The 24,954-nt window shown below is 67.0% G+C and carries 22 protein-coding genes; 3 read left to right on the forward strand and 19 right to left on the reverse strand.

The genetic code is table 11. The features are described 5' to 3' along the window. The first annotated feature begins 35 nt into the window (after positions 1-35). Positions 36-1,073 carry a hypothetical protein gene (locus OHB26_RS37590; protein WP_330181991.1) on the forward strand — a complete coding sequence of 346 codons (1,038 nt, stop codon included), beginning with the start codon at positions 36-38 and terminating at the stop codon, positions 1,071-1,073. Positions 1,074-1,090: 17 nt separating this feature from the next. Here the strand turns inward: OHB26_RS37590 and OHB26_RS37595 are convergent, their stop codons facing one another. Further along, positions 1,091-1,633 carry a TetR/AcrR family transcriptional regulator gene (locus OHB26_RS37595; protein WP_330181992.1) on the reverse strand — a complete coding sequence of 181 codons (543 nt, stop codon included), beginning with the start codon at positions 1,631-1,633 and terminating at the stop codon, positions 1,091-1,093. Positions 1,634-1,708: 75 nt separating this feature from the next. Here OHB26_RS37595 and OHB26_RS37600 point away from each other — a divergent pair, with 75 nt between their 5' ends. Next, positions 1,709-2,122, forward strand: coding sequence for an organic hydroperoxide resistance protein (locus OHB26_RS37600; protein WP_330181993.1), 414 nt, complete (start codon positions 1,709-1,711; stop codon positions 2,120-2,122). 18 nt (positions 2,123-2,140) lie between these two features. Here the strand turns inward: OHB26_RS37600 and OHB26_RS37605 are convergent, their stop codons facing one another. Next, entirely contained in the window at positions 2,141-2,680 is a 540-nt protein-coding gene (locus tag OHB26_RS37605) for an NlpC/P60 family protein (RefSeq protein WP_330181994.1), read from the reverse strand. A gap of 230 nt (positions 2,681-2,910) precedes the next feature. Next, positions 2,911-3,720: a carboxymuconolactone decarboxylase family protein gene (locus OHB26_RS37610; protein WP_330181995.1), complete on the reverse strand. Its 810-nt coding sequence runs from the start codon at positions 3,718-3,720 to the stop codon at positions 2,911-2,913. 118 nt (positions 3,721-3,838) lie between these two features. On the opposite strand from OHB26_RS37610, the gene OHB26_RS37615 reads away from it, so the two are divergent. Continuing rightward, positions 3,839-4,411: a TetR/AcrR family transcriptional regulator gene (locus tag OHB26_RS37615; RefSeq protein WP_330181996.1), complete on the forward strand. Its 573-nt coding sequence runs from the start codon at positions 3,839-3,841 to the stop codon at positions 4,409-4,411. Between the two features lie 172 nt (positions 4,412-4,583). On the opposite strand, the gene ileS is transcribed toward OHB26_RS37615, so the two are convergent. The 16 genes from ileS to OHB26_RS37695 all read right to left on the reverse strand — a co-directional run bounded on the left by ileS (position 4,584) and on the right by OHB26_RS37695 (position 24,857). After that, positions 4,584-7,751 (reverse strand): isoleucine--tRNA ligase, encoded by a 3,168-nt coding sequence (gene ileS / locus OHB26_RS37620; RefSeq protein ID WP_330181997.1) that lies wholly within the window; start codon positions 7,749-7,751, stop codon positions 4,584-4,586. A 290-nt stretch (positions 7,752-8,041) separates the two neighbouring features. After that, positions 8,042-8,245 carry a hypothetical protein gene (locus tag OHB26_RS37625; RefSeq protein ID WP_067565400.1) on the reverse strand — a complete coding sequence of 68 codons (204 nt, stop codon included), beginning with the start codon at positions 8,243-8,245 and terminating at the stop codon, positions 8,042-8,044. An 88-nt stretch (positions 8,246-8,333) separates the two neighbouring features. Beyond that, on the reverse strand, positions 8,334-9,158 hold the full coding sequence (wag31, locus tag OHB26_RS37630; RefSeq protein ID WP_330181998.1) for a DivIVA-like cell division protein Wag31: 825 nt from the start codon (positions 9,156-9,158) through the stop codon (positions 8,334-8,336). Positions 9,159-9,229: 71 nt separating this feature from the next. Then, positions 9,230-9,532, reverse strand: a complete 303-nt coding sequence (locus tag OHB26_RS37635) for a YggT family protein (RefSeq protein ID WP_330185903.1) — start codon at positions 9,530-9,532, stop codon at positions 9,230-9,232. Positions 9,533-10,001: 469 nt separating this feature from the next. Next, the gene (locus OHB26_RS37640) at positions 10,002-10,784 is read right to left on the reverse strand and encodes a cell division protein SepF (RefSeq protein WP_330181999.1); all 783 of its coding nucleotides are present in this window, start codon (positions 10,782-10,784) and stop codon (positions 10,002-10,004) included. Positions 10,785-10,888: 104 nt separating this feature from the next. Then, positions 10,889-11,683, reverse strand: coding sequence for a YggS family pyridoxal phosphate-dependent enzyme (locus OHB26_RS37645; protein ID WP_330182000.1), 795 nt, complete (start codon positions 11,681-11,683; stop codon positions 10,889-10,891). Further along, positions 11,680-12,420 (reverse strand): peptidoglycan editing factor PgeF, encoded by a 741-nt coding sequence (gene pgeF, locus OHB26_RS37650; RefSeq protein ID WP_330182001.1) that lies wholly within the window; start codon positions 12,418-12,420, stop codon positions 11,680-11,682. The genes OHB26_RS37645 and pgeF overlap by 4 nt, the downstream gene beginning before the upstream one ends. A gap of 130 nt (positions 12,421-12,550) precedes the next feature. Beyond that, the gene (gene ftsZ / locus OHB26_RS37655; protein WP_330182002.1) at positions 12,551-13,819 is read right to left on the reverse strand and encodes a cell division protein FtsZ; all 1,269 of its coding nucleotides are present in this window, start codon (positions 13,817-13,819) and stop codon (positions 12,551-12,553) included. Positions 13,820-14,136: 317 nt separating this feature from the next. Further along, positions 14,137-14,946 (reverse strand): cell division protein FtsQ/DivIB, encoded by an 810-nt coding sequence (locus tag OHB26_RS37660; RefSeq protein ID WP_330182003.1) that lies wholly within the window; start codon positions 14,944-14,946, stop codon positions 14,137-14,139. A 6-nt stretch (positions 14,947-14,952) separates the two neighbouring features. Continuing rightward, entirely contained in the window at positions 14,953-16,398 is a 1,446-nt protein-coding gene (murC, locus tag OHB26_RS37665; RefSeq protein ID WP_330185904.1) for a UDP-N-acetylmuramate--L-alanine ligase, read from the reverse strand. 88 nt (positions 16,399-16,486) lie between these two features. Next, positions 16,487-17,593, reverse strand: coding sequence for a UDP-N-acetylglucosamine--N-acetylmuramyl-(pentapeptide) pyrophosphoryl-undecaprenol N-acetylglucosamine transferase (locus OHB26_RS37670; protein ID WP_442943067.1), 1,107 nt, complete (start codon positions 17,591-17,593; stop codon positions 16,487-16,489). Positions 17,594-17,658: 65 nt separating this feature from the next. Beyond that, positions 17,659-19,167: a putative lipid II flippase FtsW gene (gene ftsW, locus OHB26_RS37675; protein WP_330182005.1), complete on the reverse strand. Its 1,509-nt coding sequence runs from the start codon at positions 19,165-19,167 to the stop codon at positions 17,659-17,661. Continuing rightward, on the reverse strand, positions 19,164-20,606 hold the full coding sequence (murD, locus tag OHB26_RS37680) for a UDP-N-acetylmuramoyl-L-alanine--D-glutamate ligase (protein WP_330185905.1): 1,443 nt from the start codon (positions 20,604-20,606) through the stop codon (positions 19,164-19,166). The genes ftsW and murD overlap by 4 nt, the downstream gene beginning before the upstream one ends. A 50-nt stretch (positions 20,607-20,656) precedes the next feature. Continuing rightward, positions 20,657-21,733, reverse strand: a complete 1,077-nt coding sequence (gene mraY / locus OHB26_RS37685; RefSeq protein WP_330182006.1) for a phospho-N-acetylmuramoyl-pentapeptide-transferase — start codon at positions 21,731-21,733, stop codon at positions 20,657-20,659. After that, positions 21,730-23,226: a UDP-N-acetylmuramoyl-tripeptide--D-alanyl-D-alanine ligase gene (locus OHB26_RS37690; protein ID WP_330182007.1), complete on the reverse strand. Its 1,497-nt coding sequence runs from the start codon at positions 23,224-23,226 to the stop codon at positions 21,730-21,732. Before OHB26_RS37690 ends, mraY begins: the two co-directional genes overlap by 4 nt. Further along, entirely contained in the window at positions 23,223-24,857 is a 1,635-nt protein-coding gene (locus OHB26_RS37695) for a UDP-N-acetylmuramoyl-L-alanyl-D-glutamate--2,6-diaminopimelate ligase (protein ID WP_330182008.1), read from the reverse strand. The genes OHB26_RS37690 and OHB26_RS37695 overlap by 4 nt, the downstream gene beginning before the upstream one ends. Positions 24,858-24,954 lie beyond the last annotated feature (97 nt).

The following is a 24,954-nucleotide window of genomic DNA, read 5'->3' on the forward strand; positions in this document are numbered from 1 at the left end:
GATAGTTGCATTTACCAACTGTTCGGAGAAAATCCATGGCCTCGCAGCAAATCCGGCATGTCGCCACACACCTGCTCACCCCACTGCTCATGTGCCTGGGCATGGGGCTGGCGTACCTGGGCGCGTTCCATCAGCCCGAGCCCAATCACCTCGCCATCGCCGTCGTCGGCGACACCCCGCAGGTGAAGGTGCTCGCGCAGACCCTCAAGGACACCGGCGGCGACAAGCTCGATGTGATCACGCTGCCGAGCCGCGAGGATGCCATCGGCCAACTGCGCCACCGGGATCTGGCGGGCGCGTTCGTCCCCGACGCCCAGCATCCCGAGGCGCTGGTCGCCACGGCCGGATCCGACACCACCGCCATGGCCGTCGAGACCGTCTTCCAGCAGATCGCCGGTAAGCAGGGCACGCCGCTCACCGTCACCGATATCACCAGCCCCGCCTCCGGCGATCCGACCGCACAGGGCATCTTCTTCCTGCTGGTGGCGCTGAGCATCGGCTCCTACGGCAGCGTGGCCGCCATCGGCGCGGCCGGGGCCGAACTGCCCATGTGGATTCGCGCCATGTTCGGCCTGGTCACCTCGCTGATCGTCAGTCTGATCGGCCTGGCCATCGCGGGACCGGTCTTCCATGTGGTCGAGCACGACAATGCCGCCATCTGGGCCATGTCCTGGCTGTACGCCGCGGGCATCCTGGCCGTCGGCATCGGCCTGCACACCTTCCTGAAGCGCTGGACCACCCTGGTGATGATGATCCTGTTCGTCATGCTGAACTTCACCACCTCGGGCGGTGTCTACACCCCGTGGCTGCAGAATGATTTCTTCGGCGCACTCCATTCCTTCTGGAACGGTGCGGGTTTCGTGGAGGGCGCGCGCAGCCTGCTCTACTTCGACGGCGCGGGCTTCGGCTCGCGACTGGCGAGCCTGTTCCTCTGGTTCGGCGCGGGTGTGGTGCTGATGATCGCGGCGGGACTGGCCGAGAAGCGCCGGGCCGCAAGCACTCCCAAGCACGCGGCCATCGAGGAGCCCCGGGAGCTCGCCGAGGAGGAGATGGAGGAGACGGTCGGCGTCTGACGTCGACCGGACCGCGCTCAGCGGCGAATATCGAACTGCGCCAACGCCGTTCGGATTCCCGCCCGCACGGTCTCGGCATCGCCGATACCACCGCTGACGGTCACCCCGTCCCTGGTCAACAGCAGTGCGCGCGCCGCCTGGTCCGGATTCTCGTGACCGGCGGCGCGCAGCCGTTCGGCCATCAGCTCACGGAACCAATCGCGATAGTCCCGCACCACCGCGCGCACCGCATGCTCCGGATTCGGGAACTCCACGGCGGCGTTGATGAAGGGGCAGCCTCGGAATCCCGGACCCCGGCTCAGCTCGCCGAGCTTCTCGAAGATGGTGACGATCCCGTCCGCGCCCGGTTCGGGCACCGACTCCAAAACCCCGCGCTGGCGGTCGTATTCGCGCTCCAGATACGCGACTACGAGGTCCTCCTTGGTCTTGAAGTGCCGATAGAAGGTGGCCTTGGCGATACCGGCCTCGGCGATGATGCGGTCGATGCCCACGGTGTGAATGCCCTCGGCGTAGAAGAGCCGGGTGGCGGTCTCCAGCAGGCGTTCGCGGGCTTCACTCATACCCTTGACGATAGCAGACAGATCTGTCTACTCTAGGGGAACACGCGAACAGACAAGTCTGTCTAGGAGGCAGTCATGGCACCTCTCTACACCGCAGTCGCCACCTCGGTCGGTCGCGACGGCCGCTCGTACACCGATGACGGCATTCTCGACCTCACCCTGGCCCGCCCGAAGGAGATGGGCGGCGACGGCGCGGGCACCAATCCCGAACAGCTCTTCGCGGCCGGCTACTCGGCCTGCTTCGCCAGCGCCCTCGGCCTGGTCTCCAAGCGTATGAACCTGGACGCGTCGGACGCCTCGGTCACCGCCGAGGTCGGCCTGAACGCTCTGGAGGGCGGCGCTTTCGGACTCTCCGTCGTACTGCGGGTCGAATTGCCCGAGCACCTGCACAACGAACAGGGGCAGGCGCTCATCGAGGCCACCCACCAGGTCTGCCCGTACTCCAATGCCACCCGGGGCAATATCCCGGTGGAACTGGTTGTGGAGTAGGACTTTTCAGCGAAACCGTCAGTAGAACCGGCGGATGTCGTAGATGTCGAACTGCGACAGCGGGGACAGGCCGACGGGCACACCCCAGTCGTAGGCATTGAGCACATTGCCGCCACCGGCGTAGATGCCCACATGCGAGGCATCGCCATTGAGAATCACCACATCACCCGGTTGCAGCGCCCCGTACGGGACCTCGAGGCCCACCTCGGCCTGCTGCCAGGTGGTGCGCGGCATATCGATACCGACGCTACGGAACGCCCACTGCACCAAACCCGAACAGTCCCAGGCATCGGGGCCGACGCCGCCCCATCGATACGGCTTACCCGTTTGAGTTTGAGCCAGCCCGAGCGCGATCATCGCGCGCGGGCTGGTTATCGGCAATTGTGCGGAGCCACTGGCACTTCCGGAGGCCGAGCCACTTCCGCTCCCGGAGGACGAGCCCGAGGCGGCGGAACCGGTATCGGCGTGCGCGGCCCCCGCCCAGAGCGCCCCCGCGAGAATCAAGGCCGCTGACGTCGTCAGGAACGACGCGAATCGGCACAGCAGTCTTCGTGTCATGCACTCGCCCTTCAGCTCAACCACGCTGAAGCGCACGACACATAGTTGGCAATCACCCCGCTAACAGACGATTCGTACTCCATGCCGTGAGAATCAGCGTTTTTCGACTGGAACTAGCAAGACATCTCGAAAAGACCGTAAAGCTGTACGTTAGCTCTACAGTTGCTGTTTTATCTCATTCGTCACACGGTTCACAAGGGGTATCGCGCGGGCGAGTCTCGAGACCCGGATCACTCCCGGGCCGCGAACACCTCGCGAGCGGCGGTGATGGCATTGAGCGCGGCCGGGAATCCGGCATAGCCGCCGAGCTGGATGATCGCCTCGACGGCCTCGTCACGGGTGCCGCCGACATTGAGGAACCCGTGCAGATGGACACGGAGCTGCGGACCCGCCGTCCCGAGCGTCGTACAGGCCGCGATGGTCGCGAGTTCGCGCTCCGCAAGACCGAGGCCGGGCCGCGAATACACATCGGCGAAGGCGAATTCGATGATGTAGCGGCCCATATCGGGAGCGGTATCGGCCAGGGCCGCGAAGATGTGCTCGGCGTTGTCGCCGTCGACCTCCTTGAACTTGGCCAAGCCGCGCTGATACCGCTCCGCACCGGTCTCATCGGAGCGAATATCGGCGTGCAGCACCGGATTTCCCACTTCGGGCCGATCCGCGAAGGCAGCGCGGGCGACCGTCAGACCGTTGAGCGCCGCCGGGAATCCCGCGTACACGCCGACCTGAATGATCGTCTCGACCACCTCGGCCGGAGTGAGTCCGACATTGAGACCGCCGTCGATATGCCAGCGCAGCTGCGGTGCGGCATGCCCGAGCGCGGTGAGCGAGGCGATGGTGATGATCTGGCGCTGGCGCAGCGTGAGCCCGGGCCGCCCGTAGATATCGCCGTAACCGAATTCGACGACGTAGCGCCCCAGATCCGGGGCGATATCGGCGAGGCTGTTCACCACAGCGCGACCGGACGGGCCGCCGACCTGGTCGAGCACCGCGAGGCCGCGCTCGTAGCGGGTTTCGGAGGTGGCGGGGGTGGAGTTCATGCGCGGAACTTCCTTCCGAAAGAGTGGCGAGACGGTCCGTCTCGTCTCATAACGTAGACGGCGGGTTGCCCCTCGTCAAGACGAGACGTTCCGTCTCGTTCTGGGTTAGGCTGGGGCGGTGACTCCCCCACCCAATCCTGAACTCCGCAGCCCCCGATCGCACCGCGCCATCCTCGATTCGACCTTCGAACTCGCGGTGCGCAATGGCTACGGCAAGTTGACCGTCGAGGCCATCGCGGCCGCGGCCGGGGTGGGCAAGCAGACCATCTACCGATGGTGGCCGTCCAAGGGGGCGATCGCGCTCGACGCCATCAACGAGCAGATGGGGCATCTCACCGACTTCCCGGACACCGGGGATATCGCGGTCGACCTGAAAACCCAGATGACCAGGCTGACCACCATGCTCGGCAGCGAAGTCGGCATCGTCTACCGCGGGGTCATCGCCGAGGCGCAGAGTGACCCGCGACTCGCGGAGGCGGTGCGGGACACCATCGTCCGGCCCCGGGCACAGCTGTGCGTACAGCGGCTGGAGAAAGCCATTGCCGCGGGGCAGATTCGCACCGGTATCCCACCCCGCGCCATGGTCGACATGCTGTACGGGCCGGTGTACTACCGCTTCCTACTCGGCACCGACGAGGTGCGCGACGCCCCGGAGTTGGTGCAGGACATCCTGTCCGGGCTGCGACCTTGACCTCGGCTCGGCGCTTGCCTTCGTCATCCCGGCACGTTTTTGGCCGGGATGACGGAATGGGCGATACACCGGGAGGACGGGATGGGTGGCACACCGGGAGGACGGCGCGTGAGCAGGCGCGAACGAGCAAGGGGCGCGGCCGATGTGGCCACGCCCCTGCGTTTTCGGTCGATCAGGCCTTGGTGACCCCGGCCTTCACGCCGCCGACGATCTCGGCGGCGTCCGCGCCCGCCTCCCCGAAAGTCAGGGTGGTGGCGAGGATTTCACCGGCGATGAGATCGCGGTGGGTCTCCGCCCAGACCTTGCGATCGTCGGGGACCTCGAGGACCACGGTGATGCGGTCCGAGACGTCCAGGCCCAGCGATTTGCGGGTCTCCTGCAGATCGCGGATGAGGTCGCGGGCCCAGCCCTCGGCCTCCAGCTCCTCGGTGACCACCGAATTCAGCACCACCAGACCGGCATTGCCGGGCAGGGCGGCGGTGGACTCGGGTTCGGCGGCGACCAGGCGCTGGGTGTACTCCTCGGGCAGCAGCGCGATTCCGGCGGCGGTGACGGTGCCGTCGGCAGCCTCGCTCCACTCCCCGGCCTTGACCGCCTTGATGACCGTCTGCACCTGCTTGCCCAGGCGCGGACCGGCGGCACGGGCGTTCACCACGAGTTCGAAGCGGCCGTGCGCGGCCACATCGGTGGTGAGGTCGACCTTCTTGACGTTCACCTCATCGGCGATCAACTCGGCGAACGGACGCAGCCGTTCGGCATCCTCGGCGGCCACGGTGAGCTCCGAAAGCGGCAGGCGCACACGCAGATTCTGCGCCTTGCGCTGACCCAGCACGGTGGAGCAGACGGTGCGCACCTCATCCATGGCCGAGACCAGCTCCGGATCGGCGGGCAGCTCCTGCGCGGTCGGCCAATCGGTCAGATGCACCGAACGCTCACCGGTCAGCCCACGCCAGATCACCTCGGTGAGCAGCGGCAGCAGCGGAGCCGCCAGGCGCGTGGTCACCTCCAGCACGGTGTGCAGGGTGTCGATGGCATCGCGATCCTCTTCCCAGAAGCGCGAACGCGACCGGCGCACATACCAATTGGTGAGCGCGTCGGCGAACGAGCGCAGCTCGTCACAGGCCCCCGCGACGTCGTAGCTCTCCAGCGCCGTGGTCATGACATCGCGCGTCACGGCCAGCTTGGCCAGGATGTAGCGATCCAGCACATTGGTCGAATCCGTGCGCCACACACCGGGTGTCGAGGCGTACAGCTGCAGGAAGGTCCACGCGTTCCACAGCGGGCGCATGGTGTGCCCGACGCCCTCGCGGATACCGCGCTCGGTGACGATGAGATTGCCGCCGCGCAGGATCGGCGAAGCCATCAGGAACCAGCGCATGGCATCGGAGCCGTCACGATCGAAGACCTCGTTGACGTCCGGGTAGTTGCCCTTGGACTTGGACATCTTGAGGCCGTCATCGCCCAGCACGATGCCGTGCGCCACAACCGATTTGAACGCCGGTCGATCGAAGAGCGCGGTCGAGAGCACGTGCAGGTTGTAGAACCAGCCCTTGGTCTGACCGTTGTACTCGACGATGAAATCGCCGGGGCTGTGGGCGGCCGCGGTGGCGGTGCCCTCGAACCACTCCTTGTTCTCGAACGGGTAGTGCACCTGCGCGTACGGCATGGAGCCGGACTCGAACCAGCAGTCGAGCACCTCGGGCACCCGCCGCATCATCGACTTCCCGGTCGGGTCATCGGGATTCGGGCGTACCAGATCGTCGATGATCGGCCGGTGCAGATCGGTCGGGCGCGCGCCGAAGTCACGCTCGAGCGCATCGAGCGAGCCGTACACATCCACGCGCGGGTACTGCGGGTCATCCGATACCCAGACCGGGATCGGCGCGCCCCAGAAGCGATTTCGGCTGATGTTCCAGTCGCGTGCGTTCTCCAGCCACTTACCGAACTGACCGTCCCGCAGATGCTCGGGGGTCCAGCTGATCTCCTTGTTCAGCTCGAGCATGCGATCGCGGAACTTGGTGACCGCCACGAACCAGGACGGCACCGCCATGTAGATCAGCGGCTGACCCGAACGCCAGCTGTGCGGGTAGGAGTGCTCGATCGTCTCGTGCCGCAACAGTTTTCCGGCGGCCTTGAGGTCCTTGATGATGACCGGGTTGGCGTCGAAGACCATCTGGCCCTGGTACGGCGGCACCATGGAGGTGAACCGGCCGCCGGCGTCGAGCGGCTGCACGATCTCGATGCCGTTGGCGGTGGCGACATCCATATCCTCCTCACCGAAAGCCGGTGCGAGATGGACGATGCCGGTACCGGAGTCGGTGGTGACATAGTCGGCGTTGAGCACGCGATGCGCGTTCGGATGGCCGAGGAAGAAGTCGAACGGGGGCTGGTAGCGCAGGTCGGCCAGGGCCGCGCCCGAGTGCTCCGACAGTACTTCCAGAGAACCGTCAGCCTCCTCGCCGAACTCCCGGGCGTAATGCGAAACACGTTCGGCGGCAAGCAGGTATCGCTTACCGTCCTGCCCGCGCAGATGTACGTAGGTGACATCGGGATGCACCGCGATGGCGAGGTTGGACGGCAGCGTCCACGGCGTGGTGGTCCAGATCAGCGCGTTCGCGCCGTCGAGTTGATGCAGCGGATGGTCTTCCGGCACCGACAGCAGCATGTCGACGGTGACGGCCGGATCCTGGCGCATGCGATACGAATCATCGAGGCGCGCCTCCTGATTCGACAGCGGCGTCTGCTCGTACCAGCTGTACGGGAGCACCCGGAATCCCTGATAGATCAGGCCCTTGTCATAGAGCGACTTGAACGCCCACATGACCGATTCCATGAAGTCCAGGTCGAGGGTTTTGTAGTCGTTGTCGAAGTCGACCCAACGCGCCTGTCGCGTCACATAGTTACGCCACTCGTTCGTGTAGCGCAGTACCGAAGATTTGCACGCGGCATTGAATTCCGCGAGACCCATGGCATCGATCTGTGATTTGTCCGTGATACCGAGCTGCTTCTCCGCTTCGATTTCCGCGGGCAGTCCATGAGTGTCCCAGCCGAAGCGCCGTTCGACCTTCTTCCCGCGCATCGTCTGAAAACGCGGGATCAAATCCTTGACATATCCGGTCAACAAGTGGCCGTAATGCGGCAACCCATTGGCGAAGGGGGGACCGTCGTAGAAGACGAATTCCGCTGCATCGGAACGGTTCTCGATGCTGGCACGGAAGGTGTCATCGGCGGCCCAGTAGTCCAGCACGCGCCGCTCGAGCTCGGGGAAGGACACCTGCCCGCTGGAGGCGCCCAGGTCGGCGCGGGGGTAGGCGTTGGGGGTCGGGTTCTCGCCGGACATCTCGGCGTCAGCTCCTCGCGTGCCAGTGGGTCTGGAACGACCCGGTGGGCACGGGGACGATGAACGACGCTGGTGCGCCGAAACCGCGGTACCACCCCGCTTGTCCGGCGACTCGCCGGACCTCTCATTACGAGCTGTGACGGGCTCACCCGTTCGGTTCTAGTAGGCGTTCACCACCGAAGTGGGCAGGTCACACCGTTCTTCCGAAGACTCCCCGGTGATGGCCGGATCAACGCCGAAAAACTACTTCGATTCTAACCGGGCAGGTCCAGTCGATATTTCCGGCCCGTCTAATGCCGCGCGTGACGCCCGCCGGGACGCGATTGCGCGTCCTCTTCGGGTTCACGCAGTGCCAGCGCGCTGACCAGCAGCAACACCGCACCGAGCACGCACACGATGATGCAGCCCCAAGCCCAGACCACCGAACCGGTGGTCAGAGCGGTCACCAGCAGGCCGAAGCCCACCGCTGCCAGAGCCAGCGTCATCACGAGCATGGTCACCACCCCTCTTATGGAAACGGTGGCGGCGCCGCCCTACCCGCTCGCGACGGGAAGCGCGGCACCAATGGCCGTGATTACGACTCTACTTGCCGCCCTTGAGGAGTGCGCCGTTGCCCGAGGCGCCCTCGCCGAACTCGCCGCCGTCGACCGGGACCGCGGAGCCGCGGTTCTCCAGCTCTTCCAGCTGCGATTCCAGGTAGGACTTCAGGCGCACGCGGTACTCGCGCTCGAACGTCTTGAGCTGCTCGATCCGGCTCTCCAGCACGCTGCGCTGCTGGGTGATGGTGGCCATGATCTCGGTGTGCTTGCGCTCGGCATCGGCCTGCAGGGCGTCCGCCTTCTCCTTGGCCTGGCGGAGCTGGGAATCGCTGCGGTTCTGCGCGTCCGACAGCATGGCCTCGGACTTCTGACGAGCATCGGCGATCATCGCCTCGGAGCGGGTGCGGGCATCGCCGACCAGGCGCTCGGAGTTGGCTCTGGCATTGGCCAGTAGCTGCTCGGCCTCGGTCTTGGCATCGGAGGTGAGGCGGTCTGCCATCTCCTGTGCCAGCGAAAGCACCTTGGCCGCCTGTAGATTCGCGTCCGCGCTGGGGGCCTCGGCCTTGACCGGCATGGGGGCCGGGGCGGGCATGGGCGGCGGCGGGGCGATCGGAGCGGCCTTCGGCGGCTCCGGCACGGGAGCCTGCTTCACAGCCTGAACCGGACCGCGATTCTTCTTGGCATCAGCCAGTTCCGCGTCCAATTCGGCAACGCGCTGGCGAAGATCTGCGTTTTCTTCGATGAGGCGTGAGAGCTCCTGCTCGACCAGGTCGAGGAAGGCGTCGACTTCATCCTCGTTGTAGCCGCGCTTCCCGATCGGTGGTTTGCTGAACGCGACGTTGTGCACATCGGCAGGGGTCAGCGGCATGGAACGATCCCTTCACGCTTCGTTGGAGATCTAGCGGTAGATCTGGGCAAGCATTCTTTCGGCCCATTCTGTCACACCTGGGCTAACGCCTGCCCCTGCTGGCCCGTGATCGTCATCAAGATGAAGACGATGAAAAGCAGGACCATTATCGACAGATCGAGCCTAATTCCCCCAAGATTCACTGGGGGTATCAAACGCCTCAGGAGTTTCACCGGCGGGTCCGTGATCGTGAAGATCGCTTCGAGGATGATCACGACGAACCCGGTGGGCCGCCAGTCCCGCGCGAAGCTGCGAATGAACTCGACGATGACTCGGCTGATGAGCAGCAGCCAGAAGAGGAACAGCAGTAGGTTCAACACCTGGAACAAGGCCACGTCGTTCACTCTGCCACAGTATTTTTCCTGCGACGCCTCCGGCGTCGCGGTCTGTGTCATCGGCGCCGCCTTCGGCGTCGCGGTTCGCGGCCCTCGAAGGCTCGGTTCTTCACTCCTCCGGTCAGTCGCTGCGCTCCCTCCCTCCGTCGCTCCAGAACCGAGCCGGGCCGCGAACTCGAGTGCGACACGACTCGGCGACAAATTTGCCAAGAGTGCTCGACAGTGGGGAAGCACAGCGGGTGCACACACCGCAAAAGGACTGGCCCCGACCCCATTTCGACCACAGGACAGGTCACAGGGGCGAGGCCGATGAATATCGCCGCGCGATAGCTCAACTCACATGTTCGTGGCCCGCCCCCGGTTCTGGACTGAGTGGAGCGGGGGAGCGACGCGGAGGAGCGGAGGGAGGGAAGAACCGGGGTTACAGGGCCACGAACCGCCGGAGCGGAGCGGAGGCAGAAGATACAGCTTACTTCTGGTTGTAGTAGCCGTTTTCGGCGAGTTTGCGGCGCTCCTCCGCGGAGACATCCACGTCGGCGGGCGAGAGCAGGAAGACCTTGGTGGCGACCTTGTCGAACGAACCACGCAGCGCGAAGGCCAAACCTGCGGCGAAGTCCACAAGCCGGCGGGCGTCGCTATTGCTCATCTCGACCAGGTCCATGATCACCGGGGTGCCGTCCCGGAAGCGCTCACCGATGATGGCGGCTTCGGCGTAGGTGCGCGGGCGCAGCGTGGTGATCTTGGACAAGGGGCCTCCGTCCTCGAAGATCGCGGACCGGCGCGGCGGCTGCTGTTCCAGCCGGCGCTCCTCCATCCGCAACTCTTCCATGCGCCGCTCGGCCTCCGGGTCCACCGCGAGCGCGCCGCGGGTGGTGCCGCGCACCATCGATGCGCCACCGCCGCCCATGGAGCGGGTACGGGTGGACGGTGCGGTATCGATACGGGTGGGGCGACGCGGCGCGTCGTAGCGGTCGCGGTCGTCCGGGTATTCATCGACGTAGTCGTCCCGGCGCGAGGCGCTGTACGCGGGCTTGTACGGCGCCTTGTAGGGCGGCGGCTCGGCGTACCCGGGCTCGTCGTCGTAGCGCTCGTGTTCGTACCGGTCGTAATCACGCTCGGCGTAGGACCGGGGCCGGCGCGGGGCACGTTCGTCGACGGCGGGGCGCGGCCCGCGATCCTCGACGTAGTCGTCTTCGTAGTCCTCGAGCGGAACCATGCCGAAGTACGCCTTGAACTTGTGCAGCGTGCTCATCTGGTCGACCTTCCTTCGGCCCCGGTTGGCCTGGGGGTGTTGTCCTGCTCAGTCCTCGTTCGCCACAAGCATATGTTTCATATGTGACTGATGAGGTTTCTTTGCTACGCCGAGGTTATCGGTCGAGCGCCCATCAAAGCGGTACCGACACGCACGCAGGTGGATCCGTGGCGGATTGCCGCCTCCAAATCACTTGACATACCCGCGGACAGCTCGCTGGCCTGGGGATGTTCCGCCAAAAGTGAGCCGTGCATACGGGCGAGTCGCTCGAATGCGGCGTCCGGGTCGGCGTCCAGTGGCGGGATCGCCATCAGGCCCGCGAGCTGCAGGTTCGCCGATTTTTCGAGCTGGTCGGCGAGGTCGAGCATGGCAGTGTCCGAGACACCGCCGCGGGCAGGGTCCGCGTCAAGGCTCACTTGCAGTAGTACACGCAGCGGGGCGCTCCGCTCCCCCGCGTCCAGGGCCGCGCGGACACCCGATTCCAGGGCGGAGACCAAGCGGTCGCTATCGACCGAATAGACCGTATCGGCCCAGCGTGCAACGGCTTTCGCCTTATTCCGCTGCAGCCTGCCGATGAACTCCCAGCGCACATGCGACAGATGGCGCAGTTGCGCCACTTTGTCCGAAGCCTCCTGTTCGCGCGATTCGCCGAACTCGCGCAGCCCCAAGCCATAGAGGATCTCGATATCCGAGGCGGGGTGGAACTTGGTCACCGGAAGCAGCCGCACACTGCTCGAATCACGCCCGGCAGCCGCACACGCTGCGTCGATGCGCTCGGTCAGGGCCGTCAGCGCCGTCGACAACTGCGCGACGCGATCGGGCCCGGAAGTGATGCTCGCCTCGTGGGCGGCGGCCGCCGACACTCCGGAACCGGTTGCCGCGCCCAGGTTTTCGGTCATTCTGCGATTCCCTCCGATGACATCCAAATCACACCGGCGAGTCTGCCGGTCGGCGCGCCGCGCCGGTGACTGAACAGCGCTTTGTCCTCGATGGTGCAGCGCGGGTCGACCGCCACGGCGCTCACGCCCACCGTTTCGAGCTGGCGGCGGATGCCCGCGCGCAGATCCAATCCGGGAGTACCCCGCACGGTGGTGGTCGCACTCCCGGGCAGATGCTGTTCGACATCGGCGCGCATGGCGGCGGGCACCTCGTACTGCCGGCCGCTGGCCGCCGGTCCCAGGAACGCGCCGATCCGCTCCACCTTCGCGCCGAGTTCGAGCATGGCCTCGATCGCCTTGGGCACGATGCCGATGCGCGCCCCGATCCGGCCCGCGTGCACCGCGGCGATCACCCCGGCCTCATCGTCGGAGAGCAGCACCGGCACACAATCCGCGCTCAGGGTCACCAGGGCCAGATCGCGCTGGGTGGTAACCAGCGCATCGGTGGCGGGTACCGCCTCGGTCTGCGGCCCGTCCACGACCGTCACGTTACGACTGTGGATCTGCTCCATCCAGACCAGTCGCTCCGGAGTCAGCCCCAGGCTCTCGGCCAGCCGAACCCGATTGCGCCGCACCGCTTCCGGATCGTCACCGACGTGATCGCCCAGGTTGAACGAGTCATAGGGCGGCTGTGAGAAGCCGCCGGCACGCGCGGTGACAACTCGTCTGGTCCGATACGTGGTTCCCACAGAAGTCATACCCCCGAGAGTAGTGGCCAATAACCCGCAACCCCGCCTCCGAGCGGGTGGTCCCGCACACTCTTGACCGCGGATACGAAAGCGCCCGCTCCGGAACCGGAGCGGGCGCGGACAGTGCGGATGGGCCGGGTCAGCGGCGCATGAAGGAGGGGACGTCCACGTCATCGTCGTCGGCGTCCGGGGGCTGGATATGCGTGCGGTTGTTGTGCGCCACCGTCGGATCGACCGCGGGACGGGGTGATTCGTAGGAGGGCGCCGGACCGCGACCGCTCGACTGCGGCGGCGGGGTCTGCGCGACCGGGGCCGGGGCGGGCTCCTGCCGAACGGGAGCCGGTTCGGGGGTGCGGGCGGTGTACTCGGGAGTGCGGGCAACTTCGCCGGCGGTCGCCCGGGCGGTTCCGAAAGAGCTTGTGGCGGTGCGGCCTACCGCGGGTTCGATGCGTCGTGCCGGGCCGCTTCCGTCAAAACCCGCCGCGATCACCGTCACTCGGACTTCGTCGCCCAGGGAGTCGTCGATGACGGTACCGAAGATGATGTTGGCTTCGATATGGGCCGCTTCCTGCACCAGCGAGGCTGCCTCGTTGATCTCGAAGAGGCCGAGATCCGAACCGCCCGCGATCGAGAGCAGGACGCCGTGCGCGCCATCCATGGAGGCTTCCAGCAGTGGCGAATTGATCGCCGCCTCGGCGGCCTTCACCGAACGGCCCTCACCGCGGGCCGAGCCGATACCCATGAGGGCACTGCCCGCACCGGACATGACGGACTTGACGTCCGCGAAGTCGACATTGATCAGACCCGGGGTGGTGATCAGATCCGTTATGCCCTGAACACCGTTGAGCAGCACCTCATCCGCGGAGCGGAAGGCGTCCATCAGCGAGACGGCCGCATCGCCCAGCTGCAGCAGCCGGTCGTTGGGGATCACGATGAGGGTGTCGCAGGATTCGCGCAGCGCCTGGATACCGGCCTCGGCCTGATTGCTGCGGCGCTTGCCCTCGAACGAGAAGGGCCGGGTCACCACACCGATGGTGAGCGCGCCGAGCTTACGGGCGATGCTGGCCACGACGGGTGCGCCACCGGTACCGGTGCCACCGCCCTCACCGGCGGTGACGAAGACCATGTCGGCGCCCTTGAGCACCTCTTCGATCTCGTCCTTGTGGTCCTCGGCGGCCTTGCGGCCCACCTCGGGATCGGCACCCGCGCCGAGGCCGCGGGTGAGTTCACGGCCGACATCGAGCTTGACGTCCGCATCACTCATCAGCAGCGCCTGCGCGTCGGTGTTGACCGCGATGAACTCGACTCCCTTGAGTCCCTGTTCGATCATCCGGTTGACGGCATTCACGCCGCCGCCGCCGATTCCGACGACCTTGATCACTGCAAGGTAGTTGTGCGGGGGCGTCATGGGCTCTCGCCTTCCTTAGATCCAAAAAGCTTGTCGTCTAACGGATGCTCGCCGTATGCCAGTCCGAAGGTCTCGGTTCGGTGAACCCTCAACCATAGGTTTAGCCTTATGTCAAGTATCCGACTGGTGCGGAACGGTATTCGCAGCCACCGCGTTACGGGCGCAGGCGCGCCGAAACGAGAATCAGAATCTTGTGTGATCCACCTCGTCCGACCCACCTGGCATCGTATCGTGGACGGTTGCCCTCCGGTGCCGGGATCGGCGCTGGAAACGCACCTGTGAGCCACCGAAAATTTCGGTGGCCCAATGGGTATCGCTCACTTTACCGTGACCAGATTCGGACTCGAAACGTCGAACACGTTGCCGGGCTGGGTCAGTAGAGGTCCGACCACCGCCGCCTTCTTCTGTGAATCACCCGTCCCACCCCACAGCACGGTACGCCCATCTCGCAACTCGAGAGCAATATCCGAAACCGATCTGGCCACAACCTGTCCCACGCCGAGGCTCGGCGGGACGACGGCCATCACCGCGACGGCCGCGCGGGTGGCCGGATCATTGCCGCCGGGATTGTCGGTGACGAGTTTGGGGGCGGTGCCCGGAGGCTGTTCGATCGCGAATTCCACGCTGTCGCAATCGACCAGGTGCGGTCCGTCCGGGGCGTCGAAGTAGAGCACGGGGGTGCGTTCGACCACCGTCACCTGCACGGTGGACGGGAACTCACGCTGCACCCGCACGCTGCGGACCTTGGGTAACTGTGCCACACGTTGGGCCATGGCGGTGGTGTCTATCCGCATCATGGAGAGTCCGTCCGGGACCTGGAGTGCGTCCAGGACTTGATCTTCCGGCACCGCGGACAGGCCGTCGACGCGCACGGTGCGCACCGACAGCACCGGGGTGAAATAGGCCGTCAGACCGATCGCGAGCAGGACGACGCAGCCCACGGCCACGCCGATCCGCACCCGCGGTGAGCGCCAGGCATTGCGCAGCCGGTCCGCATCGTGCGCCCGGCCCCGATGTAGTCGGGCGCGGCGGGCGGCCCTGGCGGCCGAATCCTGCTCCGCCGCAGGCTCGTCCACCCGGTCCCGCGACTCACCGGTCCTCTCGTCCGCTCCCCCACCCGGGCTCATCCGCCCTCACCGCCCGTGCGAGGGTCGCGCGCGCAGACCGTCGAGGATCTGACCGCCCAGCATGGTGACATCGCCCGCACCCATGGTGATCACCACATCGCCGGGGCGCGCCAGGGCCGCGACCTGACGGCCCACCCGCGACATATCCGGCTGATAGTGCACGGGTTCGGTGACGGCATTGGCCACCAGCGCACCGTTCACCCCGGGCAGCGGCTCCTCGCGCGCGCCGTACACGTCCAGCACCACGACCTCGTCGGCGAGCGAGAGGGCGGTTCCGAACTCGGTCGCGAAAGTAGCGGTGCGACTGTACAAATGCGGTTGGAAGACCACGATCACCCGGCCCGGTCGCGAGCGCGCGCCATCGCGGGCCTCCTGCGCGACCAGTTCGGCGGCGGCGCTGAGCACCGCGCGCACCTCGGTCGGATGGTGGGCGTAATCGTCGAAAACGCGGACGCCGTTCTCCCGCCCGGTGAGCTGGAAGCGCCGGTGCACACCGCCGAAACCCTCCAGGCCCTGGATGATTTCGCCCATATCGGCGCCGGCGGCGCGCGCGGCCAGCAGTGCGCCGAGCGCGTTCAGGGCCATATGCCGACCGGGCACCGACAGGCGCAGCGTGCGCGGGGCGGGTTCGTCGGAGAGCTGGAAGACCGCCACACCGCCGACATCGCGCGGTTCGAACGACAGCAACTGCGCGCCGACCGGCACCCCGGTTCCGGCGAAATCGCCCGAACCGTAACCGATTACCTCGATCTCGCGCGGATCGCCGGCGAGCCGGGCCACCGTGCGCTCGGCCAATCCCAGTGAGCCCGGATCGTCCAGGCACACCACGAGCCGGCCACCCGCCTGCAGCCGATCCACGAAGTCGTCGAAGACCTGCGTGTACGCCTCGTCGGTACCGAAGTAGTCCAGGTGATCGGATTCGATATTGGTCACCACCGCGACGTCCGGTGCGTACTGCAGCAGCGAGGCATCACTCTCGTCGGCCTCGGCCACGAAGATGCCGCCGGTGCCGTGATGGGCGTTGGTGCCCGATTCGTTGAGCTCACCGCCGACCGCGAAGGACGGGTCCGCGCCACAGTGCTGCAGCGCGACCACCAGCATGGAGGTGGTGGAGGTCTTACCGTGCGTACCCGAGACCAGCAGCGTCTTATGCCCCTGCATGAGCTCGGCCAGCACGGCCGGGCGCAGCAGCACCGGAATACCGCGCCGATGTGCCTCCACCAGTTCGGGATTGGTCTTGGGGATGGCGGCGAAGGTGGTGACGACCGCGGTCGGCCCGCCGGGCAGCAGATCGAGGGCGCTCGCGTCATGTCCGATGCGCACCTGCGCGCCGCGTGCCCGCAGTGCGAGCACACCGCGGCTCTCCTTGGCGTCGGAGCCGGAGACCATACCGCCGCGGGACAGCAGAATTCTGGCGATACCGGACATTCCGGCACCACCGATACCGATCATGTGGACCCGCCGCAGCAGTTCGGGTAGGTCCGTCTCCTGCTCCAACGGTACGTTCACGGCCTCGAGATCCTGTTCGGTTTCGGCTGCTTCAGTCACGATCTGCCACCTCCAGCACAATTCGCGCTACCTCGTCCGCGGCGTCGCGGTGACCGGCATCCGCCGCCGCGCGACCCATGGCTGCCAGCCGATCGGAATCCCTGAGCAGGGGTATCACCTCGTCGATCACGTATTTCGGAGTCAGCTCCGCGTCCGCCACGATTCTGCCACCGCCCGCGGTGACCACCGGCCGCGCGTTGAGTTCCTGCTCGCCATTGCCATGCGGTAGCGGAACATAGAACGCGGGCAGGCCGACCGCCGACACCTCGGCGACCGTCATAGCGCCGGAGCGACAGACCACCGCGTCCGCGGCGGCGTAGGCCAGCGCCATCTGCGACAAATAGGGCACGGCAACGTATTTCGCGGGCTCGTGCAGCCCCTCCAGCGTAAGGCTGTTCTTCGGGCCGTGCGCGTGCAACACCGAGATCCCGGCGGCGGTCAGCTGCGGCGCGGCGGCCGAGACGGCCTCATTGAGACTGCGCGCCCCCTGTGAGCCACCGAAGACCAGCAGTACCGGCCCCTCGGCGGGCAATCCGAAGTTCTCCCGGGCCTGCGCCCGCAGGGCGCGGCGGTTCAGCCGCGTAATGGCCGACCGCACCGGAATGCCCACAACCTCGGCATCCTGACGCCCGCGCGCGTGCACCCCCGAATTCGCCGCGGCCGCCAGCACTCTGGCAGCCACCCGAGCACCGATCTTGTTCGAGATACCCGCCATCGCATTGGCCTCGTGCACCACCACGGGCACCCTGCGGCGGCCGCTCCCCCTCGTCACCGCCCCCTCGCGCCGATGCCCCTTGACGGAGAAGACGCCCCGCCCGGCGGCGAGGTAGGCGGGCAGCGCGACGTAGCCGCCGAAGCCCACGATCACGTCAGCTTCCACCGCGTCGATGATCTCGCGGGTGCGGCGCATCGACGCCAGCACTCGCCCCGGCAGCCGTAGTAGGTCGGCGGTCGGTTTGCGCGGTAGCGGGACCGGGGGGATCAGTTCGAGGTCGTAGCCGCGCTCGGGGACGAGCGTGGTCTCCAGGCCACGCTGGGTACCCAGGGCGGTGATCCGGATGGCCGGGTCGCGGCGGCGTAGCGCGTCGGCCACCGCCATGGCGGGTTCGATATGCCCCGCGGTGCCACCGCCCGCCACGATCACCGAGAGCGGCCGCTCCACTGTCACCTCGAATGTCCCCTGTCCCTATCGTGTTTCGTCGAATAGCTGGGTTCCCAGGCCCGGGTGCTGCGCCACGATTCGGTGGAGCGGCTGGTGCGCCTGGCGGTATCGGAATCTATCGATCGGCGCGACGGTGCGTCGTACCCGCCCCGGCCGCGACCGCTCGGCGGTAGCGCACGCCGCTGCGGTGCGGCCTTGACGCCGGATTTGGGTTTGGCCTTCGGCTTGGGCTTATTGCGGGCGCGGGCGGCCTGTGCCCGTGCGGGGGAATACATTTCGGGCACCGGCAGGCGCAGCAGGCGGCTGAAGCGCCCGTCCTCGCCGGCCTGTAGCGCCGCCACCGCCTCGGGTTCGTGCCGCGCCGCGTTGGCGATGATGCCGAACATGAACAGGGTGATGGCGAGTGAGGAGCCACCGGCCGAAACCAGCGGCAGCTGTAGGCCGGTCACCGGGAGCAGCCCGACCACATAGCCGACATTGATCAGCGCCTGCCCGGTGATCCAGGTGGTCGCCGCGGCGGTCAGCAGCCGGATGAACGGATCCACCGAGCGGGTGGCGATGCGCAGTCCGGTGTAGACGAAGAGCGCGAAAAGCCCCAGCACCAGCGCACATCCGAGGAAGCCGAGCTCCTCGCCGATAATGGCGAAGATGAAGTCGTTGTGCGCGTTGGGCAGATAGCTCCACTTGGCCCGCGACTGGCCCAGCCCGCGGCCCCAGATCCCGCCGTCGGCAAGCGAATACAGCGCCTGCCGGGCCTGATAGCCGATGCCCTGCGGATCGTCTCCCGGACTGAAGAACGCGCGCATGCGGTCCGAGCGATATCCCGCCGAGAGCGCCAGAATGCCCGCCGCGACCGCGCCGGAGACCGCGATGGTCACGAACATGCGCAGCGGCAGCCCACCGAACCACAGCAGCGCCGAGAGCACGATGCCCAGCGCGATGGTGGTGGACAGGTTGGGTTCGAGTACGACCAGGAAACACACCAGCAGGCCCGCGGGCACCAGCGGCATGAGAATGTCCTTGTACCCGGCCTTCTCGGTCTGCCGCGAGGCCAGCAGATGCGCGCCCCACACCACCAGGGTCACCTTGGCGATCTCGGACGGCTGCACCGCGACCACCCCGAGGTCGAACCAGCGCCGTGAACCCTGCACCTCGGTGCCGATGCCCGGAATCAGCACCAGCACCAGCAGCACGACCGACAGCGCGAACACCGGGAACGACAGCTGCCGCATCAGCCGCATGGGAATCCGCAGCGCGATATAGAACAGGATCGTGCCGAAGAGCGCGAACATCCCCTGCTGGATGAAGAGCGAATACGCCGATTTACCAACGGCATACGACTCCACACTGGACGCCGACAGCACCATCACCAGTCCGAGCACGGTGAGCAGTACCGCGATGGCGACCACCAGGTGGAACGAGGCCAGCGGTCGCGCCAGCCAGGCCGCGAACCAGCCGGCGCCGGCCCGCCGCGCGGAAGTTGTGGTTCCGGCGCGGCGCGGCGTGGTCATTCCGGTCTCCCGATGTCCTTCTCGTCCAGGGCCTGCACCGCGGCGATGAAACTTCGCCCGCGATGCGTGTAGTCGGCGAACATGTCCAGGGATGCCGCGGCCGGGGCCAGCAGCACGGTGTCGCCGCGGGTGGCATAACCGGCGGCCACTCGGACCGCACGCGCCATCACCGCTTCGGGTTCGATTTCGGTGAAGGGGTCACCCATCCCTGCATCGTCCCCCGAATTCAGCTCCACGACGGGGACATCGGGCGCGTGTCGCGCCAGTGCGGCGGCGATCACGGCGGCGTCGGCGCCGAAAAGGACGGCCGCGACCAGATGTTCGCGCACCTCCTCCACGAGGTCTTCGACGCCGGCGCCCTTGAGCTGTCCACCGGCCACCCAGATGACCGAGTGATGCGCCAGGATCGACGAGCGCGCGGCATGCGGATTGGTGGCCTTGGAATCGTCCACGAAATCGACGCCGCAGAGTTCCCGGACCTGGGCGGCGCGATGCGGTCCGACCTTGTGCTCCTGCAGCCCCTCTTTCACGAACTGCGGTGCCACATCGATGGATCGGGTGAGCGCGGCCGCGGCGAGCGCGTCGGCGACCCCGGCCGGACCCTGCGGGCTGATATCGCCCACCTCGGCCAGGATCGCGGCCTTGGTGAAGGCGCGGTCCAGCAGTTTGCCGTCGACCACGCCGAGTTCACCGTCGGCGGGGACACCGATGCGGAATCCGACGGTGCGGCGCGCCTTGGACTTTCGCGCCAGCGCGGCCGCGACCTGATCGTCCAGGCCGACCACACCGACCCGCCCGGTCAGCGCCCGCGCCTTGGCGGCGGCGTACGCGTCGAGCCCGCCGTGCCAGTCCAGGTGATCCTCGGCCACATTCAGCACCACCCCGGCTTCGGGGCGAACCGAAGGGGCCCAATGCAATTGGAATGAGGACAGCTCCACGGCCAGCACCTGCGGTCCGGGATTGCGGCGCAGCGCGTCCAGGATCGGCAGCCCGATATTGCCGCACGCCACACTGGGAATCCCGGCGGCGCGCAGTATCGAATGCGTCATCTGCGTGGTGGTGGTCTTGCCGTTGGTACCGGTGATCACCAGCCACTTGCGCACCGGACCGTAGATGCGCGCCTGGTCGACCCACCAGGCGAACTCGACATCACCCCAGACCGGGATGCCCTCGGTGACGGCGGAGACCAGTATCGGGGAGTCCGGCCGCCAGCCCGGGCTGGTGATGACCAGCGCGAACCGTTGCAGCGCATCGGGTTCCAGTAGATCGGCGGCGGTGGCGGTCTGCAGACCGAGTTCGGCGGCTTCGGCCAGGGCCTTACCGCCGCCGTCGGTGACCACCGGGCGGGCGCCGATGTCCTGGAGCGGCTCCACCAGGGAGCGCCCGGACACCCCCCAACCGGCGACGAGAACGTCACGACCGCGCAGGAATTCGAGCATGGGGCCCGGAGAACGCAGGACCCTCGGAGAATGTTCGACCATCAGTTAGTTCACCCGACCGCGGAGAGGTAATCGCTGTAGAACAGGCCCAGACCGATCGCCGATGCCATACCGGCCAGCAACCAGAACCTGATGATCACCGTAGTTTCAGCCCATCCACTCAATTCGAAGTGGTGATGGAACGGCGCCATTTTGAACAATCGGTTCCGCGTGGTGCGGAATACCGCGACCTGCAAGATCACCGAGGCCGCCTCGGCGACGAAGAGCGCGCCGATCACGATCATCAGCAGTTCGGTGCGCGTGGTGATGGACAGGCCCGCGAGCAGACCACCCAGCGCCAGCGAACCGGTATCGCCCATGAAGATCTTGGCGGGCGCGGCATTCCACCACAGGAAGCCGATGCACGCCGCACCACCGGCGGCGCAGACCAGCGCCAGATCCAGTGGATCGCGCACGTTGTAGCAGCCCGCCTCCGGATGCGTGGAGCAGGCATTGCGCCACTGCCAGAAGGTGATGATCATATACGCGCCCAGCACCAGACTGATGGAACCGGCCGCGAGACCGTCCAGACCGTCGGTGAGGTTGACCGCGTTCGACCAGGCCACCACGATCAGGCTTACGAAGAGCAGGAAGATGACCACGCTCATGGACACGGTGGTGATGTCCCGCGTGTACGACAGATGCCGGCTCGCGGGGGTCAACCCGTTCGCACCCTTGAATTGCAGTGCCAGCACACCGAATATGACCGCCGAGGCCAACTGTCCGATGTACTTGCCCGCCGCGGTGAGCCCGAGATTGCGCTGCTTACGCAGTTTGATCAGATCGTCCAGGAAGCCGACACCGCCGAGCGCGGTCGCCAGCCCCATCACCAGCAGACCGGACGCCGAGGGTCCCGGTTCGCCGTAGCTCATCGAAATCAGGTGTGAGCCAAGGTATCCGGCCCACATGCCGATGATGATGGCGACGCCGCCCATGGTGGGGGTGCCGCGCTTGGCCTTGTGGCTCTCCGGGCCGTCGACCCGGATCTCCTGGCCGAAGCCCTGTTTGGCGAACCAGCTGATGACCGCGGGGGTGAGCAGAATGGAGACGGCGAGCGCGATGGCCGCCGAGAGCAGGATCTGGGTCATCGCGCGGCCTCCAGGAGGTGCTCGGCAACGGTCCACAGCCCCACCGACTTCGACGCCTTCACCAGCACCACATCACCCGGCTCCAGCTCGGCGTCGAGAATCTCGATCGCGGTCTGCGGGTCCGGCACCAATATCGACTCCTCACCCCAGGAACCCTCCATCACCGCCCCCTGATGCATGCCGTGCGATGGCCGCCCGGTGCCGATCACTATGAGCCGATCCACGTCCAACCGCACGACGAGCCGGCCGATGCGATCGTGTTCGATGACCGAATCGTCGCCCAGTTCACCCATTTCGCCGAGTACGGCCCAGCTGCGACGGCGACCGACCTCGCGGCCCTGCCCATCCGCCCCGGCCGAACGGGACATGGTGACAAGGGCTTTGAGCGCCGCGCGCACCGAATCCGGGTTGGCGTTGTAGGAGTCGTTGATGACGGTGATGCCGTCGGCCCGGGTCCGCACATCCATGCGCCGCGCCGAGGCCGCGCTCGCGCCGCGCAGGGCCTGCGCCACGGTCGCGAGATCCGCGCCCTGGTTCAGGGCCACCGCGGCGGCGGACAGGGCATTGCCGACCTGATGCTCACCGTGCACGGCGAGCTGGATCTCGACGGATTCGCCATTGTGGTGCAGTGTGAATCGCGCCCGCGCCTGCTCGTCCATATGCACATCGGTGGCGCGGATATCGGCGTTCGAGTTCAGGCCCACGGTCACCACGCGTGCCCGGGTCCGCTGCGCCATCGCGGCCACCAGCCGGTCGTCGAGGTTCAGCACGGCGAGGCCGTCGGCCGGAAGCGCCTCGACCAGTTCGCCTTTGGTCTGCGCGATGACTTCCTGGCTGCCGAATTCCCCCAGGTGCGCGGTGCCGACATTGAGCACAACGCCGACGCTGGGCGGCGCGATCTCGGTGAGCGCCTTGATATGTCCGGGTCCGCGCGCGGAGAGCTCCAGCACGAGGTAGCGGGTGTTCGCGTCGGCGCGCAGCGCCGTCCACGGGTGGCCGAGCTCATTGTTGAACGAGCCGGGCGGTGCGACGACCGCACCGAGCGGGGCCAGTACGGCCGCCAAGAGATCCTTGGTGGAGGTCTTCCCGGACGAGCCGGTCACACCGACCACGGTGAGAGTGCCCGCCGCGGTGAGGCGGTCGACGCTGGCGCGGGCCAGCTTGCCCAGGGCCTCGAGCACGGCCGCGCCGGAGCCGTCGGTGTCATGGGCCAGCGCGATGGCGCGGCTGGCATGCGGTTGCGGTGCGACCACAATCGCCGGGACGCCGATCGGGCGCGCCGCCAGTACCGCCACCGCTCCGGCGGCCACCGCCTTGGCCGCGAAGTCGTGGCCGTCGGTGTGCTCTCCCGGCAGCGCCAGGAACAGGTCACCGGGAGTGATTCGGCGCGAATCGAATTCGGCCGCTCCGGTGACCGTCGTGTCGGGGTCGGGGACATCGTGCAGCGTGCCGCCGACGATCTCCGCGATCTCCCGCAATGTCATCTCGATCATGAATGCGTCAGGTCCCTCGTCCTTCGCGACAAGGCCGCCGCGAGCACCTCGCGGTCGTCGAACGGATACTTCACTCCCGAAATCTCCTGCCCTGTTTCATGTCCCTTGCCCGCGACCAGCAGCACATCGCCGGGTTGTGCCCAGTCGACGGCGGCGGCAATGGCCTGCGCCCGGTCCCCGATCTCCCGGACCTCTCCGCGTTCCTCCGGCGGCACCCCATCGGCGCCCGCGCGGACCGCGGCGCGGATGGCCGCAGGCTCTTCACCGCGCGGATTGTCGTCGGTGATGATGAGCAGGTCCGCGCCGCGCGCACCGGCCGCACCCATGAGGGGGCGTTTCCCGGCATCGCGATCACCGCCCGCACCTACCACCACGGCGAGTCGTCCCCGGCCTTGCTCGGCGATCAGCGCGCGCAGCGTCGCCACCACCGATTCGATGGCCGCGGGCTTGTGCGCGTAGTCGACCACGGCCAGGAATTCCTGTCCGCGCTCCACCCGCTGCATCCGCCCGGGCACATCCACTTCACCCAATGCCATTGCGGCGGTGGCGGTATCGGCCCCGGCCGCCGCGCAGACCGCGAGCGCGAGCAGACCGTTGGCAATGTTGTACGCGCCCGGAAGACGCAGTCGCACATCGAGTTTCACGCCCGGACCGGCGGCCTCGAACTGCTGTCCCGCGGCGCCGGGGACGGCCGCACCGGCCACCCAATCCGCTTGCACGCCAGGGGTTGTCGCGACGGTCACCAATTCCGGGCGGCCGGCGGCCAGGGCGGCCACGGTCACGTCACCGGCCAGCCGGGTACCCCATTCGTCGTCGACGCACAGCACCGCTTTCGCGGCGGGCACCACGGCCGAATCACCGGGTACGAACAGGCGGCGCTTGGCGGCGAAATAGTCCTCGAAGTCACGGTGGAAATCGAGGTGATCCTGGGAGAGATTGGTGAACGCGCCGACCGCGAAGGCCACCCCGTCGACGCGGCCCAGTGCCAGTGCGTGACTGGAGACCTCCATGACGACCGCCTGCACACCCTGCTCCACCATGACGGCGAACATGGCGTGCAACTGCGGAGCCTCGGGGGTGGTCAGCGCCGACGGCACCCGCTGCCCGCCGATGCGGGTCTCGATGGTGCCGATCAGCGCGGTCCGGAAACCGGCCGCGGCCAGACCCGCCTCCACCAGATAGGAGGTGGTGGTCTTGCCCGAAGTGCCGGTGATACCGATGATCCGCAGAGTGCGAGACGGATCACCGTAAAGGGCCGAGGACAATTCGCCGAGCACCGAGCGCGGTGCGTCATGCACCAGCACCGGCACCGCGATCTCGCCGATCAATTCCGCACCCGCCGGATCGGTGAAGACCGCGACCGCGCCGCGCGCCACCGCATCGTGCGCGAACCGCGCGCCGTGCGACTGCGATCCGGCCAATCCGGTGAACAGATCACCCGGCTGTACCGCGTTCGACCGCTGCTCGATACCGGTGATCAGCACATCCGCCGGAATACCGGCGGCACCCACCGGGCGGGCGTTCGTGAGCTCTGCGACCGTGCGCAGGGCGGTCACCGGCGGTGCGGCGGGCCGAAGTACCTGCGGACTGTCTTGCGCGGGCACGAAGCTCCTCTCCGGGACGGTATTCATCGAAGGTCATGGATCCGAATCCGGTACTCGGACTCGGATCGACGTGTCAGGTTACCTGTGTTGTGTCACCGCGCGATCGGCACGGCGCAGTTCGGTC

The sequence above is a fragment of the Nocardia sp. NBC_01503 genome (assembly GCF_036327755.1).
GTDB lineage: Bacteria > Actinomycetota > Actinomycetes > Mycobacteriales > Mycobacteriaceae > Nocardia.

What these genes read in the sequence shown, in the direction of transcription:
- OHB26_RS37670 (WP_442943067.1), bottom strand. Translation starts at nt 17,593, where the DNA reads ATGGCGGTGGCCGACGCGCTACGCCGCCGCGACCCGGCCATCCGGATC.
- ftsW (WP_330182005.1), bottom strand. Translation starts at nt 19,167, where the DNA reads ATGACCACGCCGCGCCGCGCCGGAACCACAACTTCCGCGCGGCGGGCC.
- wag31 (WP_330181998.1), bottom strand. Translation starts at nt 9,158, where the DNA reads ATGCCGCTGACCCCTGCCGATGTGCACAACGTCGCGTTCAGCAAACCA.
- OHB26_RS37640 (WP_330181999.1), bottom strand. Translation starts at nt 10,784, where the DNA reads ATGAGCACGCTGCACAAGTTCAAGGCGTACTTCGGCATGGTTCCGCTC.
- mraY (WP_330182006.1), bottom strand. Translation starts at nt 21,733, where the DNA reads ATGACCCAGATCCTGCTCTCGGCGGCCATCGCGCTCGCCGTCTCCATT.
- OHB26_RS37695 (WP_330182008.1), bottom strand. Translation starts at nt 24,857, where the DNA reads ATGAATACCGTCCCGGAGAGGAGCTTCGTGCCCGCGCAAGACAGTCCG.
- OHB26_RS37690 (WP_330182007.1), bottom strand. Translation starts at nt 23,226, where the DNA reads ATGATCGAGATGACATTGCGGGAGATCGCGGAGATCGTCGGCGGCACG.
- OHB26_RS37600 (WP_330181993.1), top strand. Translation starts at nt 1,709, where the DNA reads ATGGCACCTCTCTACACCGCAGTCGCCACCTCGGTCGGTCGCGACGGC.
- OHB26_RS37605 (WP_330181994.1), bottom strand. Translation starts at nt 2,680, where the DNA reads ATGACACGAAGACTGCTGTGCCGATTCGCGTCGTTCCTGACGACGTCA.
- OHB26_RS37610 (WP_330181995.1), bottom strand. Translation starts at nt 3,720, where the DNA reads ATGAACTCCACCCCCGCCACCTCCGAAACCCGCTACGAGCGCGGCCTC.
- OHB26_RS37625 (WP_067565400.1), bottom strand. Translation starts at nt 8,245, where the DNA reads ATGCTCGTGATGACGCTGGCTCTGGCAGCGGTGGGCTTCGGCCTGCTG.
- ileS (WP_330181997.1), bottom strand. Translation starts at nt 7,751, where the DNA reads ATGTCCGGCGAGAACCCGACCCCCAACGCCTACCCCCGCGCCGACCTG.
- OHB26_RS37645 (WP_330182000.1), bottom strand. Translation starts at nt 11,683, where the DNA reads ATGACCGAAAACCTGGGCGCGGCAACCGGTTCCGGAGTGTCGGCGGCC.
- pgeF (WP_330182001.1), bottom strand. Translation starts at nt 12,420, where the DNA reads ATGACTTCTGTGGGAACCACGTATCGGACCAGACGAGTTGTCACCGCG.
- murD (WP_330185905.1), bottom strand. Translation starts at nt 20,606, where the DNA reads ATGCTCGAATTCCTGCGCGGTCGTGACGTTCTCGTCGCCGGTTGGGGG.
- murC (WP_330185904.1), bottom strand. Translation starts at nt 16,398, where the DNA reads ATGATCGGTATCGGTGGTGCCGGAATGTCCGGTATCGCCAGAATTCTG.
- OHB26_RS37660 (WP_330182003.1), bottom strand. Translation starts at nt 14,946, where the DNA reads ATGAGCCCGGGTGGGGGAGCGGACGAGAGGACCGGTGAGTCGCGGGAC.
- OHB26_RS37595 (WP_330181992.1), bottom strand. Translation starts at nt 1,633, where the DNA reads ATGAGTGAAGCCCGCGAACGCCTGCTGGAGACCGCCACCCGGCTCTTC.
- ftsZ (WP_330182002.1), bottom strand. Translation starts at nt 13,819, where the DNA reads ATGACGCCCCCGCACAACTACCTTGCAGTGATCAAGGTCGTCGGAATC.
- OHB26_RS37590 (WP_330181991.1), top strand. Translation starts at nt 36, where the DNA reads ATGGCCTCGCAGCAAATCCGGCATGTCGCCACACACCTGCTCACCCCA.